We start from the raw sequence: 13,233 nt of genomic DNA, 5'->3' as shown, positions 1-13,233 counted from the left end.
TCTCCTTTATTCATAGAAATCGACTTGGGTATCCAATAATTTATCCCCATCATAAACAAACTTGGCTGAAAAGAAGGGTTTGTCCTCTAAAAGCCACTCAACAAAGGTGTGGTCACCTTCCCAAGTTGGCTTGCTCAAAACCTCGTCATAGGGAACCCATTCCAGCGTCCCCTCATTGCAGTCAATCAAGTCACCCTCAAACTCTGTCACCTTAAAAACATAGGTGTACCAGTCTAAATCTGGTGTGAATTCTGGAAAAGTGATAACACCTTTAAGTACTGGCTTGGCTTTGAGGCCTGTTTCTTCGAGGATTTCACGCGCTGCGCACTCCTGAGGTGTCTCCCCTCGCTCTAGCTTACCACCCACACCAATCCATTTGCCTTCGTGGACATCATTGGGTTTCTTATTACGATGGAGCATGAGCAGTTCTTTTCCGTTATCAATGTAGCAAATAGTCGCTAACTGAGGCATATTCTCTCCTTATCTAAGCCAATCGATTGGCTCTTGTCCTATCTCTTTTAAGAATGCATTAGCCTTGGAAAAAGGCTTGGAACCCCAAAATCCTCTATAAACCGATAAAGGACTAGGATGGGCTGATTCGATAATCAAGTGGTGAGGATTGGTAACCAAGGCCTTCTTCTTGCGTGCATAAGCACCCCAGAGTACAAAGACTATCGGTCTGTCTAGATTATTGACAACCCGAATCACGGCATCAGTAAAAGGCTCCCATATCTGACCAGCATGACCATTGGCCTGACCAGCAGGGACCGTCAAGCAAGCATTGAGAAGTAAGACTCCCTGCTCAGCCCAAGCCGTCAAATCATGGGATTTCTTAACGCCGATGTCATCTGACAATTCTTTCAAGATGTTTTGCAAGGACGGTGGCGCTGGGATAGAGTCAGGTACAGAAAAACTCAAGCCCTGCGCCTGACCTGGCCCGTGATAGGGGTCTTGCCCTAGAATCACCACCTTAACCTCTTCAAGCGGTGTAGTCAAGAGAGCCTGAAAAACCTTCTCCTTAGATGGATAAACAGTTCCCTGAGCATAGACCTGCTCCATAAATTGATTGATTTTCCCAAAATACCCCTCAGGTAATTGCTCCTTAATCAAAGCATGCCAAGATGAGTGTTGCATCGCCGACTCCTTCGTTTTTACTGCCTCTATTATAGCAAAAAGTGGCTATCTAAACCACTTTTTACAGTTCTTATATATACTGTTATTGACCCTATTATTTGACATGAGTATTGACAGTATCAATCAGCCATTAAAAACTTTTCGATTGTATCAATAGCATAGGAAAGTTGATTATTTACAGACTTCATCCGTTCAAGATTAGCGTCCATATAGTAGAGTTCAGATAAACCACCCCTAGGGAGAAAGAGTGAATAGTGGATATTCATCTTCTCTCGAGTACTTAACTCTATATGATTGCTTATGATATACTTTAACTCTTTTAACGAATTTACTTGAGCAACCACACCTTTTAACTGATACTGCTCGATGAGGTTTAGTAAATTGTCAATCTCTTCAATGACTTTAGTTTCCATATCATCCCCTCTTAGGAAAAGCACTACATAGCATCCAAACAATCTAGTAAGTCTTGGTAAGAATGGACTTCATAAGTTGGCTGGGCTTGTGTGTGATTTTCAAGGTGATGAGGGTTGTACCAGATAGTATCTATGCCAGCATTATTGCCACCTTGAATGTCAGCTGTTAGGGAATCTCCAATCATCAGTGCCTTTTCTTTATCAAATCCAGCAATCTCTTGACCGATTTTTTCATAGAATAGTGCATCAGGCTTTTGTGTTTGCAACTGTTCAGAGATAAAGACTTGGTTGAAATAGGGAGCCAGACCAGATTGAGCCAAACGCCCTGTCTGAATGGCAGTAATGCCATTTGTCGCAGCATACAAGTCATAATCACGCTCAATGAGACAGTCCAAAAGTTCATGAGCTCCCGAAAGGGTTTGTCCTTGCTGGGCTAGAAAAAACTGGTAACGCTGAGCAAGTAACCTACCGTCTTCCTCCTGTCCAAAATGGGCAAATAAACGAGAAAAGCGCGTGTTAATCAGTTCTTGTTTACTGATTTTCTTTTGCTCCAAGTCCTTCCAAAGAGCCTTGTTCATAGGAACGTAGTATTCTTTATAGACTTGAATATCCGCAACTCCTTCTTCCTTTAGAAGTTGCGTCAAAGCCACATCCTCAGCAGCATCAAAATCAAGAAGAGTATGGTCAAGATCGAAGAGTAGAAATTTGTAGGGCATTGAGTTTCCTTTCTGAATCAGTAAATTTATCTTTCAATATATCATACTGCATCAGAACGATATATTATTTTTTGAAAGTTCAGATAATCCATCAAGTTAATAACTTTATTTTTTTCTGGCACTTCTGAGATAGTGTCAGTTTCAAACCCATTTACTTTAGCAAATTGAATTGTATAATCATATACAAAATCAAATAACTCATCAATTTCAGAGTCAAGTTTCAAAGTAAGTAGTTCTTTTTGATTATCCTGTAAAAATTTCAAGAAATTATCGACCTCTTCCTCACTTACTTTCCCCTTTTGAGCTAATTGAATGAAATGAAGTAGCTTTTCTATAAGTTGCTTTACAATCTTTTTATATCTATTAGAAATAAATGCATAATAAGCAACACCACCAACAGCTAGAATAGTTGCACCAATAGTAGTTACTAACACATACTTATTTTTTGCAAGGCCTTTAACGACCTGTTGAGCTGGTTCTCCTACCTTTACTTCTTTTAGATGCTTTACTATATGGCCAGACGAATTTCTGATTATCGAACCATAACGTTTATAAATTCCAGAGTCTAATCCTTTCTGAATATTTAATGGAATTTCTATTGTAACTTGATTTAATGACATAATTAAAACTTACCTCTTAATTCTATCGATCTAGTTTATTCAAAAATAAAATCAGCAATTCGTTTTGCAGCTTTTTCAGTTGCCAATTCAATGTCAGCTTTAGTCCAAGTGTCATTTACATAATTAACAAGAGATTTAGCTATTGGGAACTTACTACCTATATAGCCATGACCACTTGTGATTGTATTCTCTCTTTTTGTTCTAAACCAAGCATCTCCAATTCCACGATTAATTTCGGATTCAAGGAGAATCTTATTACCAAGCTTCTCAGCATAATCCCTGAATTCTTCCTGGCTTTCTAATCCAGCATCTGACATAATATTTTCTCGATTTAAACCACTTTGTGGCATAATATGTTCAATATCAATATTTCCATCTAAATTAAAGTCAATACCTTTTTCCAATGCAAATAGGAATTCATTTACATATAGAATCGAATTTGAAACACCACTTTCAGTCAAAGTTTGTTTAACATCTTCATAAATAAAATTGTTATGAATATGGTTTCTTATTTTTGAAATAAGTTCGTCTATTGAAATTGAATCGACTTGACTATACAACAAATTTATTTCTTCTAAGAAGCCTTTAAAAAGTTTATGGCTATACGAGAGTTCGGATAATTCAATTAAAACTCCAAGTCTAAGTAAGTATTCCAGATATGTGTTGTCTTGTCTGAAAAATAGATAACTACTAACAAAAGGTCTTAAATTACCGTTTAATTTGTTTATCAATTGACCATTGATAGTATCAGATACTCGTTCAAAATTGTTTATGATTGTATTTAGATCAGAAGTAAACAGAATATCTTCATTCAATAGATGCTTATTTTTTGAGAAAAAGGCTCTTATACCAGGATTTCTTCGATCAGCACCGTTTTGTTCTGAGAGTTTTACGAAAATATAATGAGTAATTAACGCATTCAAATCTAATCTAGATGAATCGGTACGTTGTACAATCTCTTGCCAATTTTTTTCGAAGTTCTTCCTATCTGATGCATTTGCAGTGGTCTTAGATACGATTACTTCAATTGGGGTCAATGGGACACCAGTCCCATTTAAAGAATTGAAAATATTTATTGCTTGATCGGTATTATAACTTGTAATGGTGATTACTTGGCAGTTATCAATGAAATGGTTAGCAAAATTGATGAGTTTAAAAACATTCAAATCATCACACATATTATAAAAATATCTAAAGTTTTTATAATAATTTGTATAACGATTATCTTTTTGACGACGATAAATTTGATAAACTTTCTCTTTAATCGAAGTGAAATCTCTACCTAACAAGATAGTAGTCATCTCACTAGCATATTTTTCCGAGATTGAATGATTTAGATACTTTATCCTATCCTTACTAGGATAATACAATCCATCAACGAAATCATCTTTTTCGTCATCTGAAACATTGAAAAGCATTGTAACAATCTGCTCTTTAAGACCATTAAGACGTTTCACTAATCTGCGTGCATCAGTATCTAGAGTCGGTTGAAGTTCAAGCTCCTTATCAATCTTCAATAAGATTGCCTTAAGAAGTAGCATAAATGTCGTTGTTCTTTGCTGGCCATCAATCAAGGTTACTTCATGCTCTTCTCCAGATTCTTGAGCAATGAGAACAGCTCCAAAGAAATAATTGTCTTGAGAACTATCATCGAAATTTTCCATATGAAGATTAATATCTTCAATGAGTTGTTCACATTGTGGTACTTGCCAAGCATAGGGTCTCTGATAGGTAGGAATATAAAATTCTGATTTTTCAAAATAAGATTTTATTGTTTGTAAAGCCGGTTGAATATCGTTTCTCATTCAGATTCTCCAATAATTTATTCTGATAATATTATATCACGAAAACACTGACAATAAAAATCAATACAAGTTTGAACGAAGGTAAAATTTTGTATAGCGATAACATCAAACTTACTTTTTCCGCACAATTAGTAACTTCATTTTCAATACTCTATAAAATCCTTTGGAAGCAATAAATTTCAAAGAATCAAAATTTGCAGGGCATTTAGTTTTCTTCCTGAATATTCATTAAGAACATTATAGTATAAATGAAAATTTCAAGGTAACATTGTTTGAATAACTTAAACTCTCCAATACTACACTCCCCTACCCCAACTCCTTGGCTATTCTGCTTTTTTCAAGTTTTCCCTTGGCAATTCTTTTCCATAAAACAAGTGGGTTCAAACTATAAGATAGGCGTACAATGTAGTAATTAAGCCATTCGATAAAGGCAAAAAGCTCTATCAACGTGGCTAAGACAGCCACTTGGACACTTTGCGTGTTCCAGACAATAAAAGGAAAGCCTGAAATAAGTAAAACAAGGTCTAGTATTCTGAAACAACCATATATTTTCCGCACATTTCCACTTCCGAACTGAGGTTTCGACAGCCTTCTAATCAAAATTGCCCAATAGATTGAACCTTGAAGCAAAATAAATGTCAGTAAAGACAAAGGATAAAGAATAGAGATCAAACCATTCCAATCGCCAAGCCTATTTTTCAAAAGGAAAAAACACAACCAAAAGGATAGAACGGCTGCAAGCTCTCCCAAGCAGAGGGACACCAACTCTTTTCTAACTTTCTCTTTTTGTATGCTCATCATCTCACCCATCTATCTATCATCCTATATCAGAAAAAAAGCTATTCGAATGATTTTCTAGTCAACAGTTCTCAGAATCAAGCTATTCTAAGCATCGAACAGCTCAATTCCTTTAATATCAGTGTAATTCGAAACTTAGAATTACATTGATATAAATGTTTTGGTGCTATTCTAAGTTTATGACAAACCTAAATTTTAATTTTAGAAGGATTCTAAAGCTAGAATGGCTCAAAAATCACGAGAACTATGCTATTCGAAACTTAGAAGAACCTTTTCTAAACCTCATGAGCACTTCAATTAACGTTTCTTACAATTTTTCTGATGAGCTTTGAGTTTTTTCAGAGCCCAGTCATAGTGACTGGAGGTGCTACTGACAAAGTAGGAACCTAGACTTGTCCCACCCGTCCATTTATAGGTACCTTTTGTGAACAATTCGTCATTGCTGAAGCCTTCCATTAACTCTAAAACCTTTTTATGCGATTGATTGAGGAGTTTGGTCGCTTCTTCTACGGACGTTTTCTGATGCTTCTTCCAAATAGCGACATTCATTTCCCCATAAGTTTTCCAATTATAAGGTTCAGGGAGAAAAGTTCTTTCTTGACCTTTTTGATTAGAATGTACCCAAGTTAAAAGTAATTGCTGCCATTCATATAGATGGATCAAAACATCCCGTAGATTTTTATCTCTATTCCAGTGAGCTTCTTTTTTCTTTTGGTCTTTTGAAAAATCAAAAGGAGTCTGTAGCTCCTCTTCACTTAATTTAGATATAAAGTGATTGAGCTTTTCATAGTTTTCCTTAGAGGCTAACACTAGCTCCTCTTTCGTTTTTGGTCTAGGCATGGGCGTTCTCCCTTCATTTTCAAGTAGAATAAGATATTTCCTCACTTCATTATACCATAATCAAAAAGCAGTTCTTCGTTTTACGAAAAACCGCTTTTACTTTCCATTTTATAAAAGTTAGGAGCGCCCCTAGACTTACTTATTTACATATAAAACTCTAAAGCGACCGTCTACTTCTGCTATCTGATAGAGCAAGTGGGACAGTTCTTGGTAATCTTCTTTTAAACATGAAAGGTGGGCTTGGCCAAATAAAGAAGCCAATTTCTCTTTTAATCTTGCCCCTTCGGGATCATGGTTTTTTAAGAATTTACTGAAGTATAGATTTCGAACAGCCGCAAGTTTGAAGCTAAAATACTGGTGCAGTTGTTTTTGCTCCGTATTTAAGCCGTTTTCAGCAACTGCTTTTGCATAGCATTCCAAAACACCACTTTGACCATTCAGATATCGGTTTTTCATAATCCTTGCTGTTTCCTGATAGATTTCAGTCTGACTCGGACTCTTGACCTTCTTAAAATTTCCCCACATGGAGTAGGCTCCGCGCTTATAGTCAATACCCTCTGCCTTCCAGGCTTCTAAAATGTCGTTAAAAGCAACCTTCATACAGGCAAAACCAGCTGGATCATGCAAATAGAGATACTGACCATCAAGAGCATACACGGTTACAAAGTGATCCACACCATAAAGGATTGTGTGATTGGGATTGTAGGTCAGATGCCCCATATCAAGAGGCCCCAGTACGACAGGCCCATTGGACAGAAAGGTTTTCAACTTTCTTCTAATCTCTTCCAAATCTACTTCCGCTCCATCCTTTAGATAGAAATCCTCATAGTCAAATCCAAGTATTTTTAAAGAATGAGAGATTGAAAGATCTGGCATTCCATTATCAAAAAACACTAGAGGGTGTCGTTCATCTTCCTTTACAATACTAGCGCCATTTCCCATCACCATGATTGCCTCTAAAAAGTCTGCTTTAAAGTCATAACCATAGCTATCCAGTGCCATTGCCAATGAATAGCTATAGCAAAGTGACACATCTCCAAAATACATCTGCATATCCATGCCTCCTTATCTTCTATGGGACTATTATACCGAGAAAACTATTCGCATGCCCCATAAAATCCAAACAAAAAATATGGGTATTTGTGATCTATAGTCATGAATTTCAACAAGAAAACTGGCTGTTTCTCTCAACAACCAGTTTTCAATTTTTAAGCTAATTTTTAACTGTTTTTCTTATGAAAGAAAAGCGAGGCGATAGCCAAAATACCAAAGGCTAGGCCGACATACCAGTAAGGTTGATCTAGGGTCGTTGAACGACCTGATAGATTGACAATTCCTCGAAAAAGCATTCCAGCTGTTAGAATTGCAACTGCCGAGTTCCACAAGTTTAGGCTGATTCGTCCTAGGTTTGGCATGATTTTCAACAATAATGCTAGAACGATGCCCCCTACTAGAGGGACTGCAAAGAGATAGTGCATATGAAGCGAGATCTCCCCAAAACTAAGGGATTCGTAGATACGGCTAAATGCAAAGAAGAAAATAGTGAGAAGACTATAGCTAACGAGTGTCTTTTTGAGGCGTTTGTTTTTTGATTTTAGTAACCGATGTAGACAATATCACTCACCGCCCTTTCTGATATCTTGCTTCCACCCGTGGTCGGTTTATTGATTACCTGACCGTTAAAGTAGAGAGTTGAGGATCCACCACCATCAAGGTTATAGGCCGTCTTCACTCCGTAAGATTTCATCACTTCTGCCATCTGGTAAAGAGACAACCCCTTGCTTTCAGAGGTACGACCATCCGAAACGATGATGATGTAGTGATTTTCATCGATAATCCCGATAGCTGTACGAGGATTCGATGACATGGCCTGACCGACTTCTGTATTGGTATCAACGGATATTTCTCCGTTCTCAACTAGAGATGGACCAAATGCCAGTAGATTGACAACACCGTCCTGAACCAACTGATCGGCTGAAACTTGGTCCTCGTAGATGATTTTAAAGGAGCCGTCCTTGTAAATGGCAAGGTCACCGTTACTAGCATCTTCACGGACACTGTCCCGATAGACAACTCCATTACGGATAACATAACCAGAGCTATTGGCACCATAGTAGTCTCCATTGACAGCTAGAATAGCATTGTTTTCAGCGGCTGTTACAGAGGTTTTAGCTATGACGTTGGTTCCATAGGAGTTTTGAGCTAGAGCTGTTTTCAGATAGTCCGATGAACTGAGGGTTATATCTGCCACATAGACCTGAGTTTCTTCCACAGTCTTTTCAGTGAGAGTGACACTGATATTTCCATCTGAATAGCTAGTATCCGTCACCTGGGCATTTTTTGCTGCCTGACTTGCTGCTGTGGTGTTAGAGGTTGAGCCGGTATTAGATACAGTGGAAATCGTTTCAGCGAGTACAAAGGTCTTCAACATTGAATAGGTAAAGGAGCTTGTCAGGAGCAAGCCCAAGACCGAGGCGTATAGATAGGGTTTCTTTAAAACTTTCATAATGGGCTACAAGTCCTTTCTTTGAAAATAAAGCGAGTTTGAACTGTCCAAGAGAGAATAAAGAGCATGATTCCGACAAGAATCTTCGCAATCAGCAAATTGACTCCAAAACCTGAATTAAAGAGACGAATCAGGATGGTGTCTAAGATAAAGAGACCAACTGCTAATCCAAAATAACCTGATCCTGTTTTAAAACTGCTCGCCTTGTTCTTAAAGACCAATTTTTTGTTGGTAGAAAAGTTAAAGATGGAGCTAGTCACACGTGCCAAACCATTTGAGAGGAGAACACGCAAACCAGTCGGAATAAAGCTCAAGCATAGAATAGAGAAAGCGTAGACCACATAATCTACGATAAAACTACTAAAAGACGAGAGCGCAAACTTTAAAATATTCTTATAAATCATCAAGCCATCTCGAATAGGTCGGAAGTGAGAAGCCTCATTGTCGTTGATATAGACTGTTTCAATCGGCACTTCTAAGATTGGGTAGACTTGACTTGCTTCGAGGAGCATGTTCATCTCGTATTCATACCGTTGTCCTTCTACCTTGAGCATAAAAGGGATCATATCCGTTGAAAAGGCACGTAATCCTGTCTGTGTGTCGGATACAGCGACACCTGTCTGCAGTTTAAACAAGATACGAGTCAAGCTGTTTCCAAAACGACTACGCAAGGGAACCTTGCCAGTAAAGGCACGGACACCAAGGACAAGTGTATTAGGATTTTCATTTGATTTGGTCAAGCTACGAAAGATGTCCCAGATCCTGTGCTGTCCATCTGCGTCTGCTGTAACCACAGTCCCTGGCTTATTGAGAGACTGAATGTACTCAAAGGCTGTTTTCAGAGCTTGACCTTTTCCTTGATTGACCTGGTGGCGAAGGACTATCGCAAAATCCGCTGCTCGAGCAAAAATGTCTTGGCATTCTGCCGAACTTCCATCATCAATGACGATGATGTAAAAATCGCTCTTATTGTGAATCTTTTCAACCAATTTAATAAGATTGTAGTCAGGTTCGTAAGCTGGGATAACTAGATAGTTCATATTTACACCTCTTTCTTTGATGATTGGAAAAGTATACAAGTAAATGCTTAAAAATTCCTTATACTTAAATTTAAGTAAAATCAAATTTATTGTTCTTCTCATAAATTCGTGCAATCAAAGAAAGAAAAACTCTGTAAAAGCTATCTTCTACAGAGTTCGATTTGCATCTTTATAAAATGTCAGAAAATGATCTAGTACTTAATCACTGGTATCCAGAGTTCCATTTGATAGTCAGGTGACGACATGTCTCCTTCAGTATAGACTTCAAAGTCTGGTGCTCCTGAGTGGCGATAGCCTGTTTCAGGGAAAAAGACCTCCAAGACATATTTCCAAGCATTGTGAATGCTAGCTGGTATAGGACCTTTGACTGGTACGATAGCATATTCAGCGGCTGGGACATCTTTGATGGACAGACCTAGTTCTTCTGCTTTCGCTTTATCCGTCACATCATAAGCAGCCATATAGTTGATGATTTCTCCTTCTTTGACATCCGAACAGATGCCGAAGGATTGGCCACTACCTAGACTCTCTAGGCTTTCCAAGCTGTAATTGTTATAGAGATTCTCCCAAGCAGACGGGCATTTGCTATTGTCAATAGCTTCCAATAGGATACCTGCAACGGTAAATGCAGGCTTCTTTTGAATCTTGATATCCATGTTCTTTCCTCCTGTAATCTTTAAGGATAATTGAAGTCTAGGAAAGATCCGATAAGGTTTTCCATTTCGAACTTCTGAGGGAGTTGCCCCATGGAATTTCTTAAAGGCCGCACTAAAAGCATCCGCAGACTCATAGCCGTATTTCAGTGCTATGTCAATGACTTTCTCAGAGCCTTCCCGCAAGTCTGTCACAGCTTCTGACAACCTGCGATTGCGTAAGTATTCTGCTAAAGTCATATCTGCTAGGATGGAAAAAAGCCTGCTAAAGAGAGCATAAGAATAGCCTGATAGCTGCTGGAATTTCTGCAAATCCACTTCTGCGTCCAACTTACTTTCCAGATATTCCATGGTTCGATTGAATTGATGCATCATATTCTTTTTCACCTCACAAAAGATACTAAGACCGTTAAAAGCAAAGTGAAAATTGGAAAATTGACGGAGGGGCTCCTGCTCCGAAAAAATTTCATCTTTTTCACACAGCTTTTAGGCCGTGTTCAATTCTAACTATAGTCTAACAGATATAAGATACTTCCGCCCCAGAATTTTTGTACAAGATTTAAAGGTGTAAAATCTATAACTTATCTTTTAATTTCTCAACAAAGAGATAGGCTGCTGGGCAGGTCAAGGTATTCTTAATCGTCAAATAGTTGATTTGATGGATCTTTTTCCGATCTGTATGGGGGAATTCACGACAGGCCTTGGGACGAACATCATAGATGGAGCAGAGATTGTCTCCTCCTAGAAAGGGGTAAGGCATGGATTTGAAAACCTTATCCCCGTCTTCATCTACCTGTAAAAACTCTGCTTCAAAGGCTGGTAATTTCATCTTAAAGTACTTAGCGATACGGGTAATATCTGCTTCTTTAAAGTCGGGCCCCAAAGTCTTGCAACAGTTAGCACAGGCAGTACAATCAATCTCAGCAAAGACTTCTTGGTGAATCTGCTGCGCAATCTTATCTAAGTTTTTAGGAGGTTTTTTCTTTAGATTAGCTAACACTTTGCGGTGCTCCTTCTGCTTTTGCAGTGCTAGTTGGTGGTAATACTCAATATCAATCTCTTTAGACATAATTTCTTCCTAATACAAGTGTTTTTGTCTATTATACCATAAACACTGCCCCCTTTTTGCTCCCTGAACAGAAAAAAGCCCTTCGGAAAAAATCCGAGGGGCTTAAAACGTTGTTAAATCAACGGCCGAACTTTTGAATTTCAAGGTTCGGGATAAAATAGTTCACTGAACTATTTTATTTTTTCAAGTTGTAGAATGATTTCAATCCACGGTATTCAGCTACTTCACCAAGTTGGTCTTCGATACGAAGCAATTGGTTGTATTTAGCGATACGGTCTGTACGTGAGAGTGAACCAGTCTTGATTTGTCCTGCGTTTGTTGCAACTGCGATATCAGCGATTGTTGAATCTTCAGTTTCACCTGAACGGTGTGATACAACAGCAGTGTAACCAGCTTCTTTCGCCATTTCGATAGCGTCGAATGTTTCAGTAAGAGTACCGATTTGGTTAACTTTGATAAGGATTGAGTTAGCAGCACCTTCTGCAATACCTTTTTCAAGATAAGAAGTGTTTGTTACGAAGAAGTCGTCACCAACCAATTGAACTTTACCACCAAGACGTTCAGTAAGAGCTTTCCAACCGTCCCAGTCGTTTTCGTCCATACCATCTTCGATAGTGATGATTGGGTATTTGTTTACCAATTCTTCAAGGTAGTCGATTTGTTCTGCAGCAGTACGTACAGCAGCTCCTTCACCTTCGAATTTAGTGTAGTCGTAAACTTTACGTTCTTTATCGTAGAATTCTGATGAAGCACAGTCAAATCCGATAAATACGTCTTTACCAGGAACATATCCAGCAGCTTCGATTGCAGCAAGGATAGTTTCAACACCGTCTTCAGTTCCTTCAAAACGAGGAGCGAATCCACCTTCGTCACCTACGGCAGTTTCCAAACCACGTGATTTAAGGATTTTCTTAAGAGCGTGGAAGATTTCAGCACCCCAACGAAGAGCTTCTTTGAATGATGGTGCACCAGCAGGTACGATCATGAATTCTTGGAAAGCGATTGGAGCGTCTGAGTGAGAACCACCGTTGATGATGTTCATCATTGGAGTTGGAAGAACTTTAGTGTTGAATCCACCAAGGTAGCTGTAAAGTGGGATTTCAAGGTAGTCAGCAGCAGCACGAGCTACAGCGATAGACACACCAAGAATTGCGTTTGCACCCAATTTACCTTTGTTAGGAGTACCGTCAAGTGCGATCATAGCACGGTCGATAGCTTGTTGGTCACGTACATCGTAGCCGATGATTGCTTCAGCAATGATGTTGTTTACGTTGTCAACAGCTTTTTGTGTACCAAGACCACCGTAACGAGATTTGTCACCGTCGCGAAGTTCAACTGCTTCGTGTTCACCAGTAGAAGCTCCTGATGGAACCATACCACGTCCGAAAGCACCTGATTCAGTATAAACTTCTACTTCAAGTGTTGGGTTACCGCGTGAGTCTAGGACTTCGCGAGCGTAAACATCAGTAATAATTGACATTTTTTACTCTCCTTTGAGTTAAATTTTTTACACCTCTATGATACCTTAAAAATAAGCGTTTTTCAAGAAAAAACGTTATCTTTGTGCAAATTTTCCTTAACTTTATAAAGTAATCGCTTTCTTTTGTCTGTTTTCTTACGATTTTTGTGATATACTGTT

General features: G+C 38.5%; 14 protein-coding genes and 1 pseudogene. All 15 read right to left on the bottom strand.

Annotated elements, in window-relative coordinates:
- Window positions 1–6: 6 nt before the first annotated feature.
- The 15 genes and pseudogenes from KX728_RS04685 to eno all read right to left on the bottom strand — a co-directional run bounded on the left by KX728_RS04685 (window position 7) and on the right by eno (window position 13,074).
- Complete coding sequence (locus KX728_RS04685; protein WP_001135768.1) at window positions 7–471, bottom strand: NUDIX hydrolase; 465 nt, start codon at window positions 469–471, stop codon at window positions 7–9.
- A 9-nt stretch (window positions 472–480) separates the two neighbouring features.
- A complete protein-coding gene (locus KX728_RS04680) occupies window positions 481–1,134 on the bottom strand; it encodes a uracil-DNA glycosylase (protein ID WP_215804687.1) in 654 nt (217 codons plus the stop codon).
- Window positions 1,135–1,253: 119 nt separating this feature from the next.
- On the bottom strand, window positions 1,254–1,547 hold the full coding sequence (locus KX728_RS04675; RefSeq protein WP_042902256.1) for a hypothetical protein: 294 nt from the start codon (window positions 1,545–1,547) through the stop codon (window positions 1,254–1,256).
- A 23-nt stretch (window positions 1,548–1,570) separates the two neighbouring features.
- Window positions 1,571–2,263, bottom strand: coding sequence for a pyrimidine 5'-nucleotidase PynA (gene pynA, locus KX728_RS04670; RefSeq protein WP_042902255.1), 693 nt, complete (start codon window positions 2,261–2,263; stop codon window positions 1,571–1,573).
- A 41-nt stretch (window positions 2,264–2,304) separates the two neighbouring features.
- Window positions 2,305–2,883 (bottom strand): hypothetical protein, encoded by a 579-nt coding sequence (locus tag KX728_RS04665; RefSeq protein WP_042902254.1) that lies wholly within the window; start codon window positions 2,881–2,883, stop codon window positions 2,305–2,307.
- Between the two features lie 35 nt (window positions 2,884–2,918).
- A complete protein-coding gene (locus KX728_RS04660; protein WP_042902253.1) occupies window positions 2,919–4,688 on the bottom strand; it encodes a DUF262 domain-containing protein in 1,770 nt (589 codons plus the stop codon).
- A 306-nt stretch (window positions 4,689–4,994) separates the two neighbouring features.
- A complete protein-coding gene (locus tag KX728_RS04655; protein WP_042902252.1) occupies window positions 4,995–5,498 on the bottom strand; it encodes a hypothetical protein in 504 nt (167 codons plus the stop codon).
- Between the two features lie 285 nt (window positions 5,499–5,783).
- The gene (locus KX728_RS04650; RefSeq protein WP_042902251.1) at window positions 5,784–6,326 is read right to left on the bottom strand and encodes a ClbS/DfsB family four-helix bundle protein; all 543 of its coding nucleotides are present in this window, start codon (window positions 6,324–6,326) and stop codon (window positions 5,784–5,786) included.
- 135 nt (window positions 6,327–6,461) lie between these two features.
- The gene (locus KX728_RS04645; protein WP_215804688.1) at window positions 6,462–7,379 is read right to left on the bottom strand and encodes a YobF C-terminal domain-containing protein; all 918 of its coding nucleotides are present in this window, start codon (window positions 7,377–7,379) and stop codon (window positions 6,462–6,464) included.
- Between the two features lie 167 nt (window positions 7,380–7,546).
- Window positions 7,547–7,946 (bottom strand): annotated as a pseudogene (locus KX728_RS04640) (hypothetical protein).
- Window positions 7,921–8,832, bottom strand: a complete 912-nt coding sequence (locus tag KX728_RS04635) for a phosphodiester glycosidase family protein (RefSeq protein ID WP_215804689.1) — start codon at window positions 8,830–8,832, stop codon at window positions 7,921–7,923. Before KX728_RS04635 ends, KX728_RS04640 begins: the two are co-directional and overlap by 26 nt.
- Entirely contained in the window at window positions 8,829–9,872 is a 1,044-nt protein-coding gene (locus tag KX728_RS04630) for a bifunctional glycosyltransferase family 2/GtrA family protein (protein WP_042902247.1), read from the bottom strand. Before KX728_RS04630 ends, KX728_RS04635 begins: the two co-directional genes overlap by 4 nt.
- A gap of 191 nt (window positions 9,873–10,063) precedes the next feature.
- The gene (locus tag KX728_RS04625) at window positions 10,064–10,900 is read right to left on the bottom strand and encodes an AraC family transcriptional regulator (RefSeq protein ID WP_084945188.1); all 837 of its coding nucleotides are present in this window, start codon (window positions 10,898–10,900) and stop codon (window positions 10,064–10,066) included.
- A 199-nt stretch (window positions 10,901–11,099) separates the two neighbouring features.
- Window positions 11,100–11,594 (bottom strand): YkgJ family cysteine cluster protein, encoded by a 495-nt coding sequence (locus tag KX728_RS04620; protein ID WP_215804690.1) that lies wholly within the window; start codon window positions 11,592–11,594, stop codon window positions 11,100–11,102.
- A 175-nt stretch (window positions 11,595–11,769) separates the two neighbouring features.
- A complete protein-coding gene (eno, locus tag KX728_RS04615) occupies window positions 11,770–13,074 on the bottom strand; it encodes a surface-displayed alpha-enolase (protein ID WP_000022821.1) in 1,305 nt (434 codons plus the stop codon).
- Window positions 13,075–13,233: the final 159 nt, after the last annotated feature.

This window comes from Streptococcus oralis (assembly GCF_019334565.1).
Classification (GTDB): domain Bacteria; phylum Bacillota; class Bacilli; order Lactobacillales; family Streptococcaceae; genus Streptococcus; species Streptococcus oralis_CR.
The sequence above is the reverse complement of the archived record's forward strand: the minus strand, read 5'-3'. Positions and strand labels throughout refer to the sequence as shown.

Bases quoted from the DNA above. Each gene is read 5' to 3' on its own strand.
- KX728_RS04685 (WP_001135768.1), bottom strand. From the start codon at position 471: ATGCCTCAGTTAGCGACTATTTGCTACATTGATAACGGAAAAGAACTG.
- KX728_RS04680 (WP_215804687.1), bottom strand. From the start codon at position 1,134: ATGCAACACTCATCTTGGCATGCTTTGATTAAGGAGCAATTACCTGAG.
- KX728_RS04675 (WP_042902256.1), bottom strand. From the start codon at position 1,547: ATGGAAACTAAAGTCATTGAAGAGATTGACAATTTACTAAACCTCATC.
- pynA (WP_042902255.1), bottom strand. From the start codon at position 2,263: ATGCCCTACAAATTTCTACTCTTCGATCTTGACCATACTCTTCTTGAT.
- KX728_RS04665 (WP_042902254.1), bottom strand. From the start codon at position 2,883: ATGTCATTAAATCAAGTTACAATAGAAATTCCATTAAATATTCAGAAA.
- KX728_RS04660 (WP_042902253.1), bottom strand. From the start codon at position 4,688: ATGAGAAACGATATTCAACCGGCTTTACAAACAATAAAATCTTATTTT.
- KX728_RS04655 (WP_042902252.1), bottom strand. From the start codon at position 5,498: ATGGGTGAGATGATGAGCATACAAAAAGAGAAAGTTAGAAAAGAGTTG.
- KX728_RS04650 (WP_042902251.1), bottom strand. From the start codon at position 6,326: ATGCCTAGACCAAAAACGAAAGAGGAGCTAGTGTTAGCCTCTAAGGAA.
- KX728_RS04645 (WP_215804688.1), bottom strand. From the start codon at position 7,379: ATGCAGATGTATTTTGGAGATGTGTCACTTTGCTATAGCTATTCATTG.
- KX728_RS04635 (WP_215804689.1), bottom strand. From the start codon at position 8,832: ATGAAAGTTTTAAAGAAACCCTATCTATACGCCTCGGTCTTGGGCTTG.
- KX728_RS04630 (WP_042902247.1), bottom strand. From the start codon at position 9,872: ATGAACTATCTAGTTATCCCAGCTTACGAACCTGACTACAATCTTATT.
- KX728_RS04625 (WP_084945188.1), bottom strand. From the start codon at position 10,900: ATGATGCATCAATTCAATCGAACCATGGAATATCTGGAAAGTAAGTTG.
- KX728_RS04620 (WP_215804690.1), bottom strand. From the start codon at position 11,594: ATGTCTAAAGAGATTGATATTGAGTATTACCACCAACTAGCACTGCAA.
- eno (WP_000022821.1), bottom strand. From the start codon at position 13,074: ATGTCAATTATTACTGATGTTTACGCTCGCGAAGTCCTAGACTCACGC.